The 21,128-nt window shown below is 39.7% G+C and carries 16 protein-coding genes, 4 tRNA genes and 1 riboswitch; of the genes, 12 read left to right on the top strand and 8 right to left on the bottom strand.

Going from position 1 to position 21,128, the window contains the following annotated elements; translation table 11 throughout:
- Positions 1-2: 2 nt before the first annotated feature.
- From metH to murQ, 5 genes are all read right to left on the bottom strand, one after another.
- Positions 3-3,662: a methionine synthase gene (metH, locus tag BLS35_RS21170; protein WP_090785240.1), complete on the bottom strand. Its 3,660-nt coding sequence runs from the start codon at positions 3,660-3,662 to the stop codon at positions 3-5.
- A gap of 117 nt (positions 3,663-3,779) precedes the next feature.
- Positions 3,780-3,890: riboswitch (SAM riboswitch) on the bottom strand.
- A 185-nt stretch (positions 3,891-4,075) separates the two neighbouring features.
- Entirely contained in the window at positions 4,076-4,711 is a 636-nt protein-coding gene (locus BLS35_RS21165) for a hypothetical protein (protein WP_090785237.1), read from the bottom strand.
- Between the two features lie 95 nt (positions 4,712-4,806).
- A complete protein-coding gene (locus BLS35_RS21160; RefSeq protein ID WP_090785235.1) occupies positions 4,807-5,559 on the bottom strand; it encodes a Bax inhibitor-1/YccA family protein in 753 nt (250 codons plus the stop codon).
- Between the two features lie 48 nt (positions 5,560-5,607).
- Positions 5,608-6,180, bottom strand: a complete 573-nt coding sequence (locus BLS35_RS21155; RefSeq protein WP_090785234.1) for a hypothetical protein — start codon at positions 6,178-6,180, stop codon at positions 5,608-5,610.
- Positions 6,181-6,194: 14 nt separating this feature from the next.
- On the bottom strand, positions 6,195-7,013 hold the full coding sequence (murQ, locus tag BLS35_RS21150; RefSeq protein WP_090785233.1) for an N-acetylmuramic acid 6-phosphate etherase: 819 nt from the start codon (positions 7,011-7,013) through the stop codon (positions 6,195-6,197).
- Positions 7,014-7,277: 264 nt separating this feature from the next.
- Here murQ and BLS35_RS21145 point away from each other — a divergent pair, with 264 nt between their 5' ends.
- Positions 7,278-8,858, top strand: a complete 1,581-nt coding sequence (locus BLS35_RS21145) for a S41 family peptidase (RefSeq protein WP_090785231.1) — start codon at positions 7,278-7,280, stop codon at positions 8,856-8,858.
- An 11-nt stretch (positions 8,859-8,869) separates the two neighbouring features.
- Here BLS35_RS21145 and der read toward each other — a convergent pair whose 3' ends face one another.
- Together der and era are read right to left on the bottom strand one after the other, a co-directional pair.
- Positions 8,870-10,171: a ribosome biogenesis GTPase Der gene (gene der, locus BLS35_RS21140; RefSeq protein ID WP_090785229.1), complete on the bottom strand. Its 1,302-nt coding sequence runs from the start codon at positions 10,169-10,171 to the stop codon at positions 8,870-8,872.
- Between the two features lie 84 nt (positions 10,172-10,255).
- A complete protein-coding gene (gene era / locus BLS35_RS21135) occupies positions 10,256-11,143 on the bottom strand; it encodes a GTPase Era (RefSeq protein ID WP_090785227.1) in 888 nt (295 codons plus the stop codon).
- A 111-nt stretch (positions 11,144-11,254) separates the two neighbouring features.
- Between era and BLS35_RS21130 the strand changes: the two genes are divergently transcribed.
- The 4 genes from BLS35_RS21130 to BLS35_RS21115 all read left to right on the top strand — a co-directional run bounded on the left by BLS35_RS21130 (position 11,255) and on the right by BLS35_RS21115 (position 11,708).
- A tRNA-Met gene (locus BLS35_RS21130) sits at positions 11,255-11,330 on the top strand.
- A 39-nt stretch (positions 11,331-11,369) separates the two neighbouring features.
- Positions 11,370-11,441: transfer RNA gene (locus tag BLS35_RS21125), tRNA-Glu, on the top strand.
- Between the two features lie 77 nt (positions 11,442-11,518).
- Positions 11,519-11,595 (top strand) — tRNA-Met (locus BLS35_RS21120).
- Between the two features lie 41 nt (positions 11,596-11,636).
- Positions 11,637-11,708: transfer RNA gene (locus tag BLS35_RS21115), tRNA-Glu, on the top strand.
- Positions 11,709-11,788: 80 nt separating this feature from the next.
- Here the strand turns inward: BLS35_RS21115 and BLS35_RS21110 are convergent.
- Entirely contained in the window at positions 11,789-12,142 is a 354-nt protein-coding gene (locus BLS35_RS21110; protein WP_090785226.1) for a VOC family protein, read from the bottom strand.
- Positions 12,143-12,514: 372 nt separating this feature from the next.
- Between BLS35_RS21110 and BLS35_RS21105 the strand changes: the two genes are divergently transcribed.
- The 7 genes from BLS35_RS21105 to BLS35_RS21080 form a co-directional block, all read left to right on the top strand.
- On the top strand, positions 12,515-13,114 hold the full coding sequence (locus BLS35_RS21105; RefSeq protein ID WP_090785224.1) for an RNA polymerase sigma factor: 600 nt from the start codon (positions 12,515-12,517) through the stop codon (positions 13,112-13,114).
- A gap of 98 nt (positions 13,115-13,212) precedes the next feature.
- On the top strand, positions 13,213-14,439 hold the full coding sequence (locus BLS35_RS21100; RefSeq protein ID WP_090785220.1) for a FecR family protein: 1,227 nt from the start codon (positions 13,213-13,215) through the stop codon (positions 14,437-14,439).
- A 330-nt stretch (positions 14,440-14,769) separates the two neighbouring features.
- On the top strand, positions 14,770-15,189 hold the full coding sequence (locus tag BLS35_RS28215) for an STN domain-containing protein (protein ID WP_254779016.1): 420 nt from the start codon (positions 14,770-14,772) through the stop codon (positions 15,187-15,189).
- A gap of 13 nt (positions 15,190-15,202) precedes the next feature.
- Positions 15,203-18,226, top strand: coding sequence for a SusC/RagA family TonB-linked outer membrane protein (locus BLS35_RS21095; RefSeq protein WP_254779014.1), 3,024 nt, complete (start codon positions 15,203-15,205; stop codon positions 18,224-18,226).
- Positions 18,227-18,286: 60 nt separating this feature from the next.
- Positions 18,287-19,723 (top strand): RagB/SusD family nutrient uptake outer membrane protein, encoded by a 1,437-nt coding sequence (locus tag BLS35_RS21090; RefSeq protein WP_090785217.1) that lies wholly within the window; start codon positions 18,287-18,289, stop codon positions 19,721-19,723.
- A 3-nt stretch (positions 19,724-19,726) separates the two neighbouring features.
- The gene (locus BLS35_RS21085) at positions 19,727-20,794 is read left to right on the top strand and encodes a TlpA disulfide reductase family protein (RefSeq protein ID WP_090785213.1); all 1,068 of its coding nucleotides are present in this window, start codon (positions 19,727-19,729) and stop codon (positions 20,792-20,794) included.
- A gap of 81 nt (positions 20,795-20,875) precedes the next feature.
- On the top strand, positions 20,876-21,128 hold a 253-nt coding region (locus tag BLS35_RS21080), incomplete at its 3' end, for a transposase (protein ID WP_175459621.1).

The raw sequence follows: 21,128 nt of genomic DNA, 5'->3' as shown, positions 1-21,128 counted from the left end.
GATTAGTACGCCAGGTTAGGGCTTAGCCATCTTTCGACTTCTTCAAGAGGCATATTTTTCCTTACTGCGTAATCTTCAACCTGATCTTTAGTAATTTTACCCAATCCAAAATATCTCGATTGTGGGTGCGCAAAATAAAACCCGCTTACTGCTGCAGTAGGATACATGGCATAGCTTTCCGTTAAACGAAGACCAATTTTAGCCTCAGCATCCAATAGTTCAAACAAAGTACCTTTTTCAGTGTGCTCTGGACAAGCAGGGTAACCTGGTGCCGGACGAATACCTGAATATTCTTCTTTAATCAGAGCCTCATTGTCTAAAATCTCATCTTTTGCATATCCCCAATAATCTTTCCTCACTAACTCATGCATTCTTTCCGCAAATGCCTCTGCCAACCTGTCGGCCAATGCTTTGGCCATGATGCTGTTATAGTCATCATAAACAGCCTCAAATTCAGCAACCAGCTCATCACAACCTATGCCAGTTGTTAAGGCAAAACCACCAAAATAATCAGGTACTCCAGTTTCTTTTTGAGCCACAAAATCAGAAAGTGCATAATAAGGCTGATCTGCAGTTTTTTCTGCCTGCTGGCGTAAAGTATGGATCACCACTTCTTTGCCCTCAACATTCAATACAATATCATCACCAACAGCATTTGCTGGCCAGAAACCAATTACGGCTTTAGCAGTTAATAATTTCTCATCAACTATCCTTTTTAGCAAGGTTTGTGCATCAGCAAATAATTTTTTCGCCTCATCGCCTACAACTTTATCTTCCAGTATCCTTGGGTAGCTTCCGCGAAGTTCCCAGGTTTGGAAAAATGGGGTCCAGTCAATATAGGGTACAAGCTCCTCTAGAGGATAATTTTCAAACACTTGTGTTCCTGTGAATTTGGGGGCAGGGGCTACCAGCGCCGGGTCTATTTTAAAGTTATCCTTACGTGCTTCTTCAATGGTTTTAAAACGCTTGTCGGAGCGCTTGTTTAAATGAGCCTCACGTGCTTTATCATACTCTGCCCTGATCCCAGCAATATACTCCTCTCTGGTATCCTTGTTCATCAATGTACTGGCTACAGTTACACTTCTTGAGGCATCTAAAACATGTATCGCCGGACCCGAATAGTTTGGCGCCACCTTTACGGCTGCATGGATACGAGAAGTTGTCGCTCCACCAATCATCAATGGAATGGTAAAGCCTTCACGTTCCATTTCTTTGGCAAAATGAACCATCTCATCCAATGAAGGCGTGATCAGACCACTTAAACCAATAATGTCAGCATTTATTTCTTTGGCTTTTTTAATGATATCCTGTGCAGGAACCATTACGCCCATATCTACAATTTCGAAGTTGTTACAAGCTAAAACAACACCTACAATGTTTTTTCCAATATCATGTACATCACCTTTTACAGTGGCCATTAATATTCGACCTGCAGATGAGTTCTGATCCTGATCTGGGTTGTCTAATTTTTCCTGCTCAATAAAAGGCAATAAATAAGCCACTGCTTTTTTCATTACACGGGCAGATTTTACAACCTGTGGCAAGAACATTTTTCCGGCACCAAAAAGGTCACCTACAATGTTCATCCCATCCATCAGTGGACCTTCAATTACTTGGATTGGTCTTGCATATTTCTGACGGGCTTCTTCCACATCATCGTCCAGATACTCTATAATACCTTTAACTAAAGCATGAGAAAGTCTTTCTTCAACCGGGTTTTTACGCCATTCTTCATCCCTTACAATCTCTTTTCCTTTAGATTTGATGGTATCTGCAAATTCAACCAGTCTTTCTGTCGCATCGTCCCTACGGTTCAACAATACATCTTCAACCAGTACAAGCAGTTCCGGTGGAATCTCCTGATAAACTTCAAGCATTCCGGCGTTCACAATTCCCATATCCAGACCAGCCTGAATGGCGTGGTATAAAAATGCAGAGTGCATCGCCTCCCTAACCGTATTGTTTCCTCTAAAAGAGAAGGAAATATTGGATACCCCACCACTCACTTTTGCATAAGGCAGGTTCTCTTTAATCCAGCGGGTGGCATTTATAAAATCTACCGCGTAGTTATTGTGTTCTTCCAGACCGGTTGCAACCGTTAGGATGTTTGGATCAAAAATAATGTCTTGCGGAGGAAAGCCGATCTCATCTACTAAAATATCGTATGACCTTTTACAGATCTCTTTTCTTCTTTCAAAATTATCGGCCTGTCCTTGCTCATCAAAAGCCATTACCACTACGGCAGCACCGTAAGTCATGATTTTGCGGGCACTTTCTCTGAATTTCTCTTCTCCTTCTTTAAGCGAGATAGAGTTTACAATTCCTTTACCCTGCAAGCATTTTAATCCAGCTTCAATTACAGTCCATTTGGAAGAATCGACCATGATCGGTAGCTTAGAAATATCAGGTTCGGAAGCAATCAGGTTTAAGAATTTCGTCATCGATGCTTCCGAATCGATCATCCCTTCATCCATGTTTACATCAATCACCTGTGCGCCACCTTCAACTTGTTGACGCGCAACAGTTAAAGCAGCTTCAAAATCTCCACCTAAAATTAGTTTTGAGAATTTTGGAGATCCGGTAATGTTTGTACGCTCACCAATATTTACAAAAATACTTTCAGGTGTAATCGTAACTGGCTCCAAACCACTTAAACGCATATAAGGTTCAAGATGTGGAATTGTACGAGGAGCAACATTTTTTGCTTTCGCAGCGATACAACCAATGTGATCTGGAGTAGTACCACAGCAGCCACCAACTATGTTTACAAAGCCATGCTGGATAAAATCTCCCACCAGATGAGCTGTTTCGTGCGGCATTTCATCGTAGGCGCCAAATTCGTTAGGCAAACCCGCATTTGGATAAGCCGAAACATAACAAGGCGCTTTTGCCGAAAGTTCTTCAATGTGAGGTCTCATGTCTTTCGCACCCAATGCACAGTTAAAACCGATGCTTAGCGGGTTGGCATGAATCACCGAATTTAGGAATGCTTCAGCGGTTTGCCCACTTAAAGTCCTTCCCGATGCATCGGTAATCGTGCCCGAGATCATGATCTCTATTTTACGGCCAATTTCTGCCTCATATTTTTTAATAGAAAATATCGCAGCTTTGGCATTTAAAGTATCAAAAATGGTTTCGATTAGCAGTAGATCAGCACCACCATCAACCAGTCCGCGAACCTGCTGATCGTAAGCATCAACCAGTTCATCAAAGGTAATGGCCCTAAAACCAGGATCATTCACATCTGGAGAGATAGACAAGGTTCTGTTGGTTGGCCCAACGGCTCCGGCAACAAAACATTTACGGTCGGGGTTGGCCGCCATAAATTCATCGACAGCTTCTTTAGCAATTTTAGCGCCTTCAAAGCTCATCTCATAATCCAGTTCTTCCATCTGGTAATCAGCCAGAGAAATACGTTGTGTGCTAAAAGTGTTGGTCTCAATGATATCAGTACCGGCCTTTAGGTATTCGGTATGTATCGCTTTAATGATGTCGGGACGGGTTAAGTTTAGTAAATCGTTGTTCCCCTTTACATCACATGGGTGATCTTTGAAGCGCTCGCCTCTAAAATCTTCTTCAGTTAAAACGTATCGCTGTATCATAGTGCCCATTGCACCATCAATAATTAGGATTCGTTTTTCTAATTCTTCTCTAATGTTCATTTAACAAAAAATCATATGAGCAGGTAATAAGCTATTTTTGATAGAGGCGAAAGCCTAAACAAGTGCCGAACTCATTACATACAAAGCTTATTCGGAATTCAGGTGTTGGACGAATTCAACTTATCTTTCGGGAGCCAGTAGTTCCGGTTCCAGTAGAATTTAGCACCTTGTAAGCACAGGTTGCCAAGACTTCGCAGGGTCTAATCCCTCCGTCTTTCTCTATAAGCATTACAAAGGTGCAACAAAGAAAAATCATTTCCAAAAAAACAGCGGTTAAAGCATATAAAATTGTATTAATGGGGCTGATTTTCGTGAAAATTGGAATTATATTCTGTATTTCAATGATTTACTTGCCAAGTGTTTCTATGTTAACAATAAAATTATCGACCATGAGGGCGGTCGTCAATCGCTGTCTATTTAGTAACATGCATGGTGCGTGTATTTCCTTTAATGGATTTTATTTTGCCACGCTGTGCTTCATTATCAAATGTATTGTACCAAGTTATTTTAATAGGACCAACAGATTTTAGGGTTCCCTTGAGCTCATGTATATCAAAATTATTATTGTATTTGAAGTCGATATCACCAATAGATTTTAGGGTGCCATTGATTTCATGAATATCAAAATTGTTATTGTATTTGATCACGGTTTTACCAATAGACTTTAGTCTACCCTTTTTGTCATGGATATCAAAGCTGCTGTAATAATCGAATGGAATCCCATCTATTGATTTTATTTTTCCGGATTTATCCAGGTTAAAATTATCATAATAGATGACGTTTAAGCTACCTAGGTTTTTTGACCCATAAACCGGATTGTCTTCATAATCGTCCCAGTCGTTTTGGCGGCTCCTTCTTAAAGGCTCAAGGGAAGAAATTTCTCCATCAGGATTTATTCCGATGACGAAGGTGTTAAAAGTAAGTTCAATTTTCTGAACACCTTTTTTATAATCTTCAATTTTAAAATTAGCACGGGTGAAGTCTTGCGCTTTGCTCGTTAGCCCAATGCATAACATTAAGCTAAGGATGAATATTTTTTTGTAATTCATTTGTGTAAATATTTATGGCAGTACCTAACTTTGCCACCTGTTAAACAAATAAGGCCCCCGATTTGGGAGCCCTATGTTATAGTTTAATGTTGTGATTATCTTCTGTCGCCAAATATTCTTAGCAAGTAAATGAAAATGTTTAAGAAGTCAAGATAAAGTGATAAAGCACCCATAATGGCCAATTTCTTAGTATCAGCATCTTCCATACGTGCGCCACTTTCTTCTAAACCAGCACCTATTCGTTTTAGTTTTTGAACGTCGTAAGCAGTTAAGGCTGTAAAGATAGCGATACCGATAAAGGCCATGAACAAGCTAAAGTTTGCACTTTGAATGAACATATTTACCACACTGGCGATCACTAAACCAACTACACCTATCATTAAGATTGGGCCAAATTTACTTAAATCCACATTGGTCGTATAACCCATTACGGCCATGATACCAAAGATACCAGCAGCACCAATAAAGCAGCTTAATACTGAACCTGAGGTATAAGCCAATAGAATAAAGCTTAAGCTTACTCCTGTCAATACAGAATAAAGAATGAAGACTCCTACTAACGCTCCAAAAGATAGACGGTTAAGGCCTGCACTCATCAATAAAACCAATCCAAGTGGGGAAAGCATTGCTACCCAACCTAACATGCCCATTTTACCAGTTTCCTGATTGATCAGGTAAGTCATCATTTCAGGTGTGCTCGACATATAGTAAGCTGCAAAGCTTGACAAGGTCAATGCCACAAACATCCATAAGAACACATTAGCAAAGAATTTCTTACCCACACCAGCCGTCGTCTTTTCTACAAAAACAGATTGTTGTGACCAGTCATAATTATTTTTGTTATCCATTTGTTTTAAATTTATTTAAAGGTACTAATTGTTTCTATCATACAAAAGCTATGCCCCAAGCCTTTTTGTCAGGGTTTCTTCAACTTTTTTAAAGAATTGAAGTGGTTTTAAAGTGCGCCATGCCAAATCGTCAAGCTGTCCGCCGAAGTTGATATAGTAATCAATATTATTGCTTTTGAACTCATTGATGACATGCTCCTGGAAGTTAATCCCTGTAATCCAACCATCTTCAACATCCTGAAACCATTCTTCATAATAGCTATCTTCTTCAGAAGAGTGGAAGTTCAACACGTTTTCGCCGATAAGGATAAACTTGTTGATGCCTTCATCCATCATCAATTCCAGAATTTCGCGTTTTAAGAGCATAATGTCATTGCCAATAGCATCGTTCCATTCACCTATAAACTCAATGATGGCGAAGTTTCTATCATAGTCCACATACAATACTTTGAGGTATAATGTACCTGATCCAAAATCGTCCCATTGTGGATGAATGAGGAAGTTGTACAGCTGCTTGTCAAAATAAAACTCCGAATACTCTGTGTTGTAAAAGGGCGAACGCTCATCTTCTGCTGCTATATAATCATCCCTCCAGAGATAATAAGGTTCTATTTCGTGCATATACTTGTTTTTTGTTATTCGTTATGACTTGCTCTACTGGCTTCTACAGCTTTGCGAACGCTTCCGTGACGCAATAGTAAATCTGCGGCCTTGTCGTAGTCGATGTGTAATTCATCCATGACCATTTGCGTGCCTCTGTCAACCAGTTTATGATTGGTTAACTGCATATCCACCATTTTATTGCCCTTTACCCGGCCCAATCTTATCATCACCGTGGTGCTCAGCATATTTAAAACCAACTTTTGTGCCGTGCCGGATTTCATACGGGTTGATCCTGTTAAAAATTCGGGGCCAACTACTACTTCTACCGGAAAATCGCTTTCAGCAGCAATAGGGCCACCTTCATTGCATACAATACATCCGGTAAGAATTCCTTTACTGCGTGCAGTGTTTAAGCCCGCTACAACATAAGGGGTTGTGCCCGAAGCGGCTAGACCTATCAAAGAATCTTTAGCATTGATGTTGTATTCCTGAAGGTCAATCCATGCTTGGTTCACATCGTCTTCTGCGTTTTCAACCGCTTTTCTGATGGCGGTATCACCACCAGCAATAATACCAACTACCCAATCAAAAGGAACGCCAAATGTTGGCGGACATTCTGATGCATCGACAACACCTAAACGGCCACTTGTACCTGCCCCGATGTAAAACAATCTTCCCCCATTTGCCATGCGCTCTGCTACTGCAGTTGCTAATTTCTCTATTTGTGGGATTGCTTTTTCTACAGCTTGTGGAACAAGTTTATCTTCTTCATTGATGCCTTTCAGAATTTCAAGTACCGACATCTGGTCGATATCATGGTACTTTGACTCTTGCTCGGTTACTCTTATCATATCTTTTTGTATGTATGTTTATTATTTTAGGGCTGCATTCAGCCATCCATTCTTGTTTTATTTGTAATTGTATTGCTTAGGATGGATTTATAAAACTCGTTATTTTCTTGTTAAACAAGAAATTTATGCGTAAAAACCGTATAATTTATACCTAATTCTGCAGCTTCCGTAATAATTCTATCAAAATGTTAAACAATTGCAAATGAACATAGTTTAATTTATTATTTGACTGGGTAATTTTATAACTTTACGCAGCGTTTATCTATGAAAAGGAATACCCATTTTAATGTCTTAATAGCCCTTACTTATTCGGCTACGTTAATTGTCGGAATGTTTTTGGGCTATAAATTTTTGAAAGATCAGGGGTATCAGTTTCAAAAGCCGGTGGCATTTGTCAATAACAACACTGAAAAGGTCGATGAAATCATTCATATCATCAATAAAAACTACGTTGATGAGGTAAATGCCGACTCCTTAAATCACTTACCTATAGATAGTTTGTTGCATCAGCTGGATCCGCATAGTATGTATCTTCCGGCCGATGAAGCCAGTGAACAGACCGAAGCGTTGGAAGGGAACTTTGAGGGGATTGGTGTTGAATATTATATCCTGAACGATACTTTGCTGGTTACCAACGTGGTAAAAGATGGTCCCGCTTTTAACGCTGGGATTAAGCAAGGAGATAAGATACTAAAAATAGATACAGTTACAGTAAGTGGTAAAGCCTTGCCAAGGGAGCAGATGGTCGGACGGATCAGGGGTAAAAAGGGGACTGCTGTAAAGTTGACCATCCTTCATCCTAGAGATACCCAGCAAATGGTTTTCTTTGTTAACCGTAGCCGTGTAAAAGTGAGCAGTATCGACGCAGCCTACCTGTTAAACTCCGAAACGGCTTATGTCAGGATCAGTAAGTTCGGTGCAGATACAGACAAAGATTTTATAGAAGCTATAAGGTCCCTGAAGTCCAAAGGCATGAAAAAGCTGATACTTGATTTAAGAGATAATGGAGGTGGTTATCTGAGTGCTGCTACTGGTTTAGCCAACCAGATTTTGCAAGAGAACAAGCTGATTGTATATACAGAAGGAAAGCACGAACCCCGTACGGACTATACCACTTCAGGTGGGGGAGAGTTCGAACAAGGTAAGCTTGCCGTATTAATTAATGAAAATTCGGCTTCTGCCAGCGAGATTCTTGCAGGTGCTGTACAGGATTGGGGTAGAGGGGTGATCATCGGCCGCCGTTCTTTTGGTAAAGGGCTGGTTCAGGAGCAATTTCCTTTTGGTGATGGCTCTGCTTTAAACCTTACCATAGCACGTTATTACACTCCTTCGGGTAGAAGTATTCAGAAATCCTATAAAAAAGGCTATAGGGCTTATAAGAATGAGATTGACGACCGTTTTAATGATGGTGAGTTGACCACTGATAATACATATAGTGCAAAAGACACAGTAAAGAGTAAAAACCTTGCAAGAGGCGGGATACAGCCTGATATTTATGTAAAACTAGATACCACGGGGTATAATAGGTTCTACAGTAAGCTGATTTCTAAAAAGATATTGTTTGATTTTGTGTATGACATACTGGCCAAGAGGTATAATGCGAGTTATTTAGATCAAAATATGTCTACGTTTTCGATTAGTGATGTCGATTATAAGGACTTATTAAAGTATATCCAGAATAGGGATGTTGTGATCGATCAGAAGCAGTTGAGCGCTTCAAAATCACTCATTTGTAATGAAATTAAACTGCTTTTATACAAGTATCACTTAGGTGATGCCGGTTATTACAAGGCATTAAACCTAAGTGATCCAATGGTAAAGCAAGCTGTTGCCAGCTTGCAGTAGTAAAACTCTTTTTATTTCTGTCTGAAATAGATTTGAATTGGCACTCCGCTGAAATCAAAGTTCTCACGTAGCTTATTCTCAATGAAACGTTTATACGGTTCTTTAATGTATTGAGGAAGGTTACAGAAGAAGGCGAACATCGGAGATGTACCACTGATCTGAGTGATGTATTTGATTTTAATGTATTTTCCTTTCAATGCAGGAGGTGGGTATTTTTCAATGATTGGCAACATTACATCATTTAATTTTGATGTAGGGATTTTCTTGCCTCTGTTTTTGAATACCTCCAGCGCTGCTTCAATAGCCTGGAATATACGTTGTTTGTTAACAACTGAAGTGAAGATGATAGGAATGTCAGTAAACGGTTGTAGTTTTTGGCGGATTTGATCTTCAAATACATTTACTGTTTTACTGTTCTTCTCTACTAAATCCCATTTGTTAACCAGGATAACGATTCCTTTCTTGTTTTTCTCTGCAAGGTGGAAAATGTTCACGTCCTGAGACTCCAAACCTTCCATTGCATCAATCATCAGGATCACTACATCGGCTTCTTCCAGCGCCTTAATGGTACGCATTACCGAGTAAAATTCTATGTTTTCTTTTACCTTGGTTTTTTTACGTAAACCTGCAGTATCAATAAACATAAACTCGTGACCGAATTGATTATAGTGGATATGGATCGAATCCCTTGTAGTACCTGCAATAGGAGTCACAATATTTCTTTCTTTACCAATTAGTGCGTTGATTAAAGAGGATTTTCCAACATTTGGTCTTCCTACGATAGTCAGCTTAGGTAATGCATTTTCTTCCTCAGGGAGATCTTCGAAGTGTTTGATCACCTCGTCTAATAAATCTCCTGTCCCTGATCCTGTCATAGAGGATATTGGGTGGATCTCTCCAAGACCAAAGCTATAAAATACAGCAGCCTCATTTTGTAACTGGGTATTGTCTACCTTATTTACAACAATGTATACTGGTTTTTTACTGCGTCTCAGCAATTGAGCAATCTCATCATCCAGATCGGTAATGCCTGTAGTTACGTCAACCATAAATAAAAGCACAGTGGCTTCTTCGATGGCAATAACTACTTGCTCGCGGATGGCAGTTTCAAATACATCTTCTGAATTGGCTACATAACCGCCAGTATCGATCACTGTAAATTGTTTATCTGTCCACTCTGCTGATCCGTAATGACGATCGCGCGTTACCCCGCTGAAATCATCAACAATAGCTTTACGACTCTCAGTTAAGCGGTTAAAAAGGGTAGATTTGCCTACGTTAGGTCTTCCGACAATTGCAATAATGTTTGCCATGGGTGTTTTATACGAATATTTTAAAAGCCACAAAGATACACAATCCTGTGGATATGCTTGATTTTAGTTTTTGGGTAAGAAATTTTAGTCGTAACCGAAGCTTTTCAGGTAGTTCTTTTTACTACGCCAATCTGGAATTACTTTAACAAATGTCTCCAGGAAAACTTTCTGATCCAGAAATTTCTCGATGTCCTTGCGTGCTTCCATTCCAACTTTTTTAAGCATTGTTCCGCCTGTTCCGATAAGAATGTTTTTTTGTGAATCGCGTTCAACTACAATCTCGGCAGTAATGCGCACCATTGGTCCATTTTTACTTTGTTCTTCTTTAAAGGCAGTAACGATAACCTCAGTACTGTAAGGGATTTCTTTTTTATAATTGAAGAATATTTTTTCTCTTATAATTTCCGAAACGAAGAAGCGCTGGCTACGGTCGGTTAATTCTTCCTTGTCATAATAAGCTGGATGCTCGGGGATATAGTCCAATATCATCGGCAAAATACCTTCGAGATTATATTTGTGCAGGGCCGAGATGGCATATATATGTTTAGGATTTAACTTTTCCTGCCAGTACGCGAATTTCTCATCTACTTGTTCCTGTGTAGAGTTGTCGATTTTATTCAATAGCACTACCAATGGGATTTCCGTATTGATGATTTTTTCTAATACATCATTCTCATCATGTGTCTCATTAATATCTGTGACAAACAAAATCAGATCTGCATCAGTTAACGCTCCTTTTACCGAACTCATCATAGAATCTTGCAAACCATACAGTGGTTTTATGATGCCGGGCGTGTCCGAAAAAACAATTTGATAGCTTTCTTCGTTCACAATTCCTAAAATGCGGTGACGGGTAGTCTGTGCTTTTGGAGTAATGATAGAAAGCTTTTCGCCTACCAGGGCGTTCATTAGGGTGGATTTGCCCACATTGGGCTTACCTATTATGCTTACAAAACCTGCTTTATGTGACATGAAAATATTTTTTAAAATAAATTTGCATTGCAAAGGAACGAATTATATCTTTGCATTCCAATTCGGAGGAAGAGTTAAGGATTTAACAAACACTAAAGAAATTGTATATAGTGCGGGGTGGAGCAGTTGGTAGCTCGTCGGGCTCATAACCCGAAGGTCATCAGTTCGAGTCTGGTCCCCGCTACCAAAAGGTTCGCAGCTTTTATAAGCTGAGGCAATCTTAAATGGCCCGTTCGTCTAGGGGTGAGGACGCCAGATTTTCATTCTGGAAACAGGGGTTCGATTCCCCTACGGGCTACGGAAGCCAATTACCGAGATGTTGAACGGTTAATAAGAGGCAAAGACATTTACAAACGGAGTTTTGTAAACATATAGTGCGGGGTGGAGCAGTTGGTAGCTCGTCGGGCTCATAACCCGAAGGTCATCAGTTCGAGTCTGGTCCCCGCTACCCAAAGGTAAGGCATAAGCAGCAATGTGAGTCGCTTTACTAAATGGCCCGCTCGTCTACCGGTTAGGACGCCAGATTTTCATTCTGGAAATAGGGGTTCGATTCCCCTGCGGGCTACGAAAAGCTCATCGAAAGATGAGCTTTTTTGCGTTTGAAGCTTTTTTGTCGGTATTTTTAAAGATGAAGCCGCAGTCAATTTATAAATGAGAAAGGATATTGATCAGGTTCCCAAAAGGGTCACGAGTGTAGAACCGCCTGACTCCCCAAGGTTCATTTGTCAGTTCATATATTATTGGAAAGCCCGCTTTCTTTATCCTTTTAAAGGCCTCATCTACATCATCCACTTCGATAGATAAATCCGGTGTCGTTGTACCAGATCCCCCTTGTGAGGCAAAGCTGATTTGGATATTCATTGACGTTTCATGAGATCCGTATGTTCTGATCCAGCCATGATCCATCAATTGCTCAAGTCCTAAAATATCCTGGTAAAAGATCTTTGCCAATGCTACATCTGGCGTATTAACATTCATTACTATGCGTTTAACTTTCATAAATGGGAGTTTTGTTTCTTCTAGCGCTACTTGGTAACTTTTGAAAGCTCAAGTACTTTTTCATATTCTGCCTTGTCTAAAGATACCTTATGTTTCGCTCTGGTTCTAGTTAAAGGTAATTTAATTCACGGTACATTAACGGATGTTAACCGGACACTGCTCGGCTCAACCCGGGTAGTGTCCGAGTAACATCCGGGTAACTGCCGGGTATAAGCCGGGTAAGTAGAGTTAACTATAAGGTAACTTTTCTGTAATAGCCTGAGCGTTTTAAGTTCTAATGCTCAGCTTTTTCTTTTTTTGTATAGATCCAGTAAAAATCTTTATTATTGCCATCTGTATTTAATACATTTTAACGTACAGGGGAATCAATTAATGGCTAAAGCTCATATCAATGAAACAAATTTGCTGTCTGAAGCAGCAGAGGGGAATGAGCGCTCTTTTACTGAACTGTTTTATTGGTATTATAAACCTTTAGGGAAATTCGTGTTTAAAATGACGGATTCTCAGGAAATTACTGAGGAAATTGTACAAGATGCCTTTGTGAAAATCTGGTTGAGACGGGAAACGTTAAAGCACATCGATAGTTTTGGTGCCTATATGTTTGCCATTTGCAGGAATGAAACTTTTGCAGCGATGAAAAAAATAGCAGCCGAAAAAGTTTTCAAAACAGACTTCGAAAAGTACCTCAGCATGGAAGGCGAAATTGATCTGCTCGATAATCCAACAGAAGAATACAGGTCCCTGATTATTGCTGCGGTGGCGAAGTTGCCAACACAACAGCAAAAGGTGTACACCATGAGCCGTTACGATCGTTTAAAATATGAAGAGATTGCTACACATCTAGGGATTACTGTAGTTACAGTTAAGAAACACATTCAACTTGCTGTACAGTTTATTCACAAGGATGTCGCTTCCAAAAAGCTAAATGCAGGTTTAATCCTTGTGTTAACCACTCCTTTAATATTAAGCTAATATTTTTTTAACTTTTTTTAATTCTCGTTACTACTTTTTAGACCTGCCAGGACTCTATCTAATTAAAGGTGGTAATTAGCCCGGTTTAATTGTAAAAAATGGAGGAAAGGTTTAGCTATTTATTTGATCAGTTTGCTAAAAGACAGGCGACTCCGTCTGAACGTGAAGAGTTCTTTGCACAGGTGAGTAGTGGTGAATATGACGCGTACTTACAGCAGCTAATGAGGGATACTTATGAACAGGATAACCTTGCGGATCTGCCAGATGACCAAATCGGTGATTGGTACTTGCCCGGGGCTGATCAGAGAATCGTAGCAGCGGTGTTTAGTTCAAGACCAACAGCAACTGTTGATAAAAAGGCTTATTTTACTCGCTTGTGGTCACGTATAGCTGCTGCGGCAGCAATTCTTTTGGTGGTTGGAGCAGCGTGCTACTTATATATCGCCCAATCAAATAATAGCTTACTAAATACCGTTGCATACAATGATATTGCTCCAGGACGAAATTCAGCTACACTTACTTTAGGCAATGGTCGTAAGATTCTATTGTCTGCCGTTACGCAAGGGGAGTTGGCTAAAGATGCCGGAGTGAGCATTACAAAAGATGCAGAAGGGCAAATTAGCTATGAAATAAAAGAAATACCTTTCGCAAAAGGAAGAGCTGCCGAAGACGGAGAAATGGGCGAAACAAATACGCTTTCTACTGCAAACGGTCAAACTTACCAAGTACGTCTCCCTGATGGTACTGCTGTTTGGCTGAACGCGGCATCATCAATTACTTATCCGGTGTCTTTTAACACGCATAAAGGTAGACAGGTTCAGCTTAATGGAGAAGCTTATTTTGAGGTCGCCAAGGATAAAGCACAGCCATTTATTGTACAAAGTGCCGGACAGGAAGTGGAAGTGTTGGGGACGCATTTTAATATCAACAGTTACGCAGATGAAAGTAGCATAAGGACTACGCTACTTGAGGGAGCGGTAAAAGTTACCAATCTTAAATCTAAAACATCAAATTTCTTAAAACCTAATCAGCAAGCAATTTTAACTGGTGCTAATCAAATAGAAGTGAGAGACCTAGATGCGCAAACATCAATATCATGGAAGAAGGGGGAATTTACGTTTGACAGGGAAGAGATCAGCAGTATTATGCGCAAGGTTGCTAGGTGGTATAACGTACAAGTAGTTTATAAGGACAATTTAAATGGCGTTAAATTAACCGGGAGCGTATCCAGATTTGAAAATATTTCTAAGCTTTTAAAAATGCTCGAAAATACAGAGGAAGTGAATTTTGAGATTGATGGCAATAAGGTTGTCGTAAAGAGATAGCTCCTTTTAAAGAAAAAATTAACCAACTAAACCAACGAACATGAGAAAACTTTACGAAAGATAAATTAAACAGCAGAGGGGGCTTGACGGTCTGATTTCACAGCGCTATAAAGAAAAACCGTAAAGTGGTTCGAAGCACTTTACGGCCAATAATTTGAGTCAACCCTTCCAGAATTACTGGAAAAACAATTAGTTATCAACTTATCATCTTAACCCAAACTAAACAAAAGTATGAATTTAAATGCTTTTTACCTAGGTATGTCACGTTTGTGGCTTCCGCCAAAATTATCAAAAAAACTATTTATGCGAGTTAAATTGATCATAGTTCTTATGACCAGTTGCTTATTGCAAGTGGGGGCAGCTGGTTTTGCCCAAACCATCACTTTATCGGCAAAAAATACTACGCTGGAGCAGGTGATGAAGAAGATTAAATTGCAAAGTGGTCTGGCTGTACTTTATGGCAGCGATTTGCTGGATCAGGCCAAAGTTGTGAATGTGAATTTAAAGAATGTTCAATTGACGGCGGCGCTTGATGAGATTTTTAAAAGTCAGTCCTTAACCTATGAGGTTCATGAGAAGACCATTGTAATTACACGAAAAAAGCCTTCTTATGTAGATCGGATTTTGGCTGCCTTTAATGCTATAGATATTAAAGGGCATGTAACCAATGCTCAAAACAACAGCCTTGCATCTGTTAATGTAAGTATAAAGGGGAGTAAAAAAAAGTACGGTTACTGGCCAGAACGGTGAATTCTCGTTAAATGTGCCAAATGAAGGGGTTACTCTTGTATTTTCTTGTGTAGGTTATGTGACCCGTGAGTTACCCGCAAAAGGAAATATGCAGGTGACCTTGGAAGTCGAAACCAACAAGTTAAATGAAATGGTGGTAGTTGGATATGGTAGCGTTCGTAGAAAAGATTTGACTGGCTCAGTTGCTTCAGTAGATGTGTCGGAATTTAAAAATGTCCCCTTTGCAACTATAGATCAGGCTTTAACTGGTAAAGCAGCGGGTGTACAGGTTGTACAACCTGACGGATCACCTGGCGGAGCCGCCAAGATCAGAATTAGGGGTGGAACCTCTTTATTGGGCGGAAATGACCCGTTATACATTATCGACGGAGTGCAGATGCAGGTTCAGAATAGATACTTGAAGAGCGCGGCAGAGATTATTAGCCCTGTTGAGAATTTTGGCGGCGGTTATGCCGGTGATAATCCGGCTAACACGGTTTCTGGCTCTTTTGCCAGGGGATTAAATAGCCTTGGGGGCTTAAATATCAATGATATTGAAAGCATTGATATTTTAAAAGATGCTTCCGCGACAGCGATCTATGGATCAAAAGCAGCCAATGGTGTAGTAATTATTAATACCAAAAAAGGTAAACTGAATCAAAAGCCGGTTTTTGAAGCCAATTATTACACAGGTGTAAGTAAACCAATCAAAGAAAAGCTTTTAAGTAGAGATCAATACATCATGATTATTAAAGAAGCTGCTAAAAATCTAAATGATGTCAAAGCAGGTTTAAATGATCCGATTACCTATCCGCCAGATCCTGTTGCCACAGATATTTTAACAAATCCAGATTTTATGGGAACGGCCAATACGGATTGGCTTGATCTTGTGCTCCGTAATGGTGTAAATACAAATGCTGATATTTCTGTAAGAGGCGGTGGCGCTAGTTCGCGTTATTACACTTCCTTATCCTATAATAAAAACAATGGGGTAGTTTTAGGAACAGATTTCAGTAAGATTGCCGGTAAAATAAATCTCGACAATGAAATAACTAGTAAACTCCGTATTATTACCAATTTGGATTATGGCGTAACGACCAATAACATCTCAAACGGGGTGTATACGCAGGCACTTTTTGCCCCGCCAACAGTTAAGCCATATAATGCAGATGGAAGTCCAAGGATTATAACAGCAGAGGACAATGGGACGATGGATTTTGAAGGATTTCAGAATCCTTTATTCTTGCTTAAAGGAGTGAACCGGGGAAATACCCTTTCTTTAATCGGATCATTGGCCTTGGAATATGATATTCTGAAAGATTTGAAATTCAGAAGTACAGTTTCTGCGAATTATAACAACTATCGTCAGAACAATTATGTGCCAAGTACAGTTTTGATTAGTGATAAGAATAATGGCAATTTTCCTGGAAGTTCTAACAACGGTATCGCTACCCAGGCGCAATCGCAGCATACTGATATCTTTTATGAAAATACGGTTACCTGGAATAAACAATTTAATGAAAATAATAGGTTAAGTTTATTGGCTGGTACTTCATGGCAGATTACCAAAAGCAATTCTTTTTCGGCGAGTGGTCAGGGCTTTCCTGATGATGAATATTTAAACAATCTTTCTTCAGCGGCTTTAACACTGCCTTCTACAGGAGTTTCTGGTCAAAGTTCTTTGCTCAGTTTTTACTTACGTGCCAATTATAGCTTGTTTGAAAAATATTTATTCACCTTCACTGGGCGTTCTGATGCTTCTTCCAAATTTCCTAAGAAAAATAGGGTTGGTTATTTCCCATCGGGAGGTGTAGGTTGGCGTATTTCACGGGAGAACTTTTTAAAAGATGTAAAATGGATTGATGAGATTAAATTAAGGGCAAGTGCAGGTTATACCGGCACTCAAAATATTGCCGATAATCTTTTTTATACGCTCTATTCACCGATATCTTACAATGGGTTAAATGGATTAGTGCCATCGCAATTGGGCAATGAAGGGCTCAAATGGGAATCAACATTACAGAAAGATGCAGGCATAGATTTTCAGTTTTTTAATTCGCGCTTAAGCGGTGGGATTGGTTATTATGAAAAATCAACAACGGGTGTCTTGTTTCCTACAACCGTCGATAGAACTTCAGGTTTTTCGGGCGTAACCGCCAATATCGCAGACATCAGAAATCGTGGACTTGAGGTTACATTGGGGGCTGAATTTATCCGCAACAAAAATCTACAATGGTCTGGTACTTTTAACATTTCAGGGAATAGATCTAAAGTACTTGCCCTTTCAAATGATTTCGCTGATCCATCTAACCCAAAAGTATATAGATATGGCAATACCGTGCTAAAAGTAGGGGAGCCATTGGGTTTACTTTATGGGAATGTTTTTGAGGGCTTGTATAGAACGCAACAGGAAGTAGATGATTTCAAAAGTAAATATCCTAATTACATTAATTTAACACCCTATATAGGTGTTGGCGACGCCAGATACGTATTGGATCCGATTAGAAGTGGAAGCTATCTTTTTAATAAACAAGAAATTATTGGACATGCAGAGCCTAAATATTACGGAGGATATACCAACAGCCTAACCTACAAGAATTTTAGTCTTATTGCTTTGGCTACCTTTTCTTATGGAGGTGATATTTTTTATCTCGCAGATATACAAAATCAGAACACACTTTTACGGACGAATAAAGGGGTTAGAATATTAGACAGATGGACTCCAGAGAATCCTAACTCAAACAGACCCAGACTAATTTTAGGGGAGTCCGATTTGACTACAGCAGAATCGGCAAGCAATAATGTTTATGATGCTTCTTTTATTAAGTTAAAGTCGGTTACCCTAAATTACCAATTTCCAAAAGTCTTGATGGATAAGTTAAAACTGACCAGTGCTTCTGTGTATGTTTCTGCTACAAACCTTTTTACAATTACAAATTATCCCGGGGCTGATCCAGAGGTGAGTAATGATCCGTATAGTTTAATTGGTGGATACAGTGACACCGGTAGTTATCCTACGGTAAGGCAGTTTAGTTTAGGACTTCGTTTTGGATTTTAACTGCGGAGCATTAGTGAATGCGAATAAAAAGAAATGGGAAATAATGAAAAATAGAAGATCATGAAATATATATATAAATATTTAGTGCTGGGCGTGGTTCTTACAACCTTTTGTGCCTGCGAAAAGGAACTGGGTGCTTTACCCAAAAATGATAAAGTTGATGCCAATACGATTCTTGATCAGGGGACGGCTCAGATTGCGCTGAATGGGGCCTATTACTATTTTGCAAATGCAGTTATGGCTAAAACCAGGTGGCAGTCGCACCAGGTGGCACCTGCCGAATTAGCGGGTTATATGGGCTATGGCTTTGGTGCTTTCGGAGCGGAATGGAGCAATAAAAATACCAGTATTCAGAGTTACTACTGGGAAGAATCTTATAAGTTAATTAATGCCATAAATGGAGTGGTAACTGGGGTGAATAAATTGCCGGGCAATAAATTTACAGGTACACGGAAAAAGGAAATCATTGCCGAAGCCCGCTTTTTAAGAGCTTATGGACATTTTAAGATATTAACATTTTACGGCGAATGGTATAAAGCGGATAGTCCATATGGAGTATTGCTTAGAGATGAACTATCCACGATTAGTAATATCGCTAAACCAAGAAGTACAGTAAAAGATAGTTACGATTTTATTTTGGCAGATCTGGATGATGCCATTGCAAATGGCCCGGAAGAAAAGTCCGGCGTTTATGCAACTAAATGGGCTGCCATGGCCTTAAAAATGCGTGTTTTAATGAGCCGTGGTAAGGCGGCAGACTATACCACACTGATTGGGTTGGCAGATGAAATTATCGACGAAGGGCCATTTACTTTGGAACCTAATGCCAGGGATATTTTTCAGAAAAATGGATTAAATAGTTCTGAAGTTATTTTGGGACTTAAACCGCAGGCTGGACAAGAGCTGGATTACAATGCCAAAAGCTGGCAATATTGGCCCGGACATTCGGCTTTGTATGTTGCAACGCCAATGTTGAAAGTGCTTTATGACAACGATCCACGTCAGGCTTGGGTAATAGGACCTAAAAGAGGGACTACTACTGTAAGCTATTTTCTAAATAAGTACATTGCAGTAGGAGGGGTTCCCACGCAGGTTTCAGAAACGGATTATGCGCTACGCTTAACAGAGGTTTATTTGTTAAAAGCCGAAGCAATTGCTCGTTCGGGGGGGAGTTTAGCCACAGCCAAAACAGTAGTACACGAGGTGCAGGAGAAGGCCGGAATTACCAATGTTGTAAACACTATTCCTTATCTTTCTGTAGAAAATGCAAATACGCCTTCCGATCTGTTGATGGAGATTTATAAGGAAACTGTAAAAAGTCTGATTGCAGAAGATGGCATGGAGTGGATGGCACTGCTTAGATTGCCTTTCGCTACGGTAAAGCAAATAAAGCCAACTATTATCAGTGAACAGTTGTACATACTACCAATACCCAAGGATACATTTTTATACAATCCTTTATTTGGCGATCAAAATCCAGGTTATATTAAGAACTAAATCATGATAAAGAAATTAAAATTTATAACGTTGCTGCTGTTGTGCGCTAGTATTGGCGTATATGCGCAGACAGCTATTGTTTTAGGCAATATTTCTGGTCTGAAAGAAAGCAAAATTGTCTTTTACTATTTTAAAGATGGCAAGTCTGTTGCCGATACAGTGAAAGTAAAAGATGGTCAATTTAAGTGGGTTGTAAAGATGCCGGAGGCACAAAAAGTAAGTGTGGTGCTATTTGATGATTATTACCAGTTCTTTGTAGAGAGTGGAAACATTAAAATTACAGGTGGGAAAACCATCGAGGAACTTAAAGTAACGGGTTCTAAAACTCAGGACGAATACAAAGCTCATGATCAGACTTTGTTGGATTTGAACAATCAGCGATCTTCTTTGTATGACAAGTGGGGGAAGGTAAGTGATGAAGAGCAAGCAGTACTAGAGGCAAAGATTGAGGATTTGGGAAAGCAGCGCAAGCTGCGGAATACTCAATACATCATCGAACATCCTAAAAGTGCAGTTAGCATCAGTCTTGTTTCTGATAAAACAAGTGTAGGGAACTATGAGGATGCGATTTATGCTTACGAAAAATTAGACCAGTCTGCCCGAAACAGTATGATTGGTAAACAAATCGCAGAAAGGCTGACTGTGTTAAAAAGAAGTGCCATAGGCGCACCCATGTTAAATTTTACACAGAATGATACAGAAGGGAGGCCTGTTCAATTTGCAGCATTTAAAGGTAAATATGTGCTAGTAGACTTTTGGGCAAGTTGGTGTGGACCATGCAGGGCCGAAAATCCTAATGTGTTAAAAGTTTACAATCAGTATAAAGATAAAAATTTTACTGTCGTTGGTATCTCCCTGGACGATAAAATAGAGTCCTGGAAAAAGGCGATTAAAGATGATAAAATGCCATGGACTCAGGTTTCAGATTTGAAAGGATGGAAAAATGAAATTGCCACTTATTTTGGTATTAAGGGCATCCCAAATACGCTGTTAATCGACCCAAAAGGCAATATCATTGCCGTTGGTTTGAGAGGAGAAACATTGGTTAAAGCACTAGGTAAATTCCTATAGATTGCATATGCAAGTTGAGAAGCTGTCTCAAAAGTGAGGCAGCTTCTTTTTTTTGATGTGAAATTTTTGTAATTTAAAGTCATGTCAGGAAAAGTAGTTTTTAAGCCCTATGATCCGGATCAGGCGACATTTTTACCTTATAGCCTGGAAGAGTTAGTGCCTTTAGGCCATCCGGTTCGGATCGTTAAACAGGTTGTCGATCAGGTAGATGTTAAACCGATCAACCGTAAATATAAAGGAGGCGGAGCCTCCAGCTTCCATCCCCGTTTGATGTTGAAACTGTTGGTCTATGGTTACCTGAGTAATACGTATTCCTCCCGTAAGCTGGAAGAGC

The sequence above is a fragment of the Pedobacter sp. ok626 genome (genome assembly GCF_900100435.1).
Classification (GTDB): Bacteria; Bacteroidota; Bacteroidia; order Sphingobacteriales; family Sphingobacteriaceae; genus Pedobacter.
The sequence above is the reverse complement of the archived record's forward strand: the minus strand, read 5'-3'. Positions and strand labels throughout refer to the sequence as shown.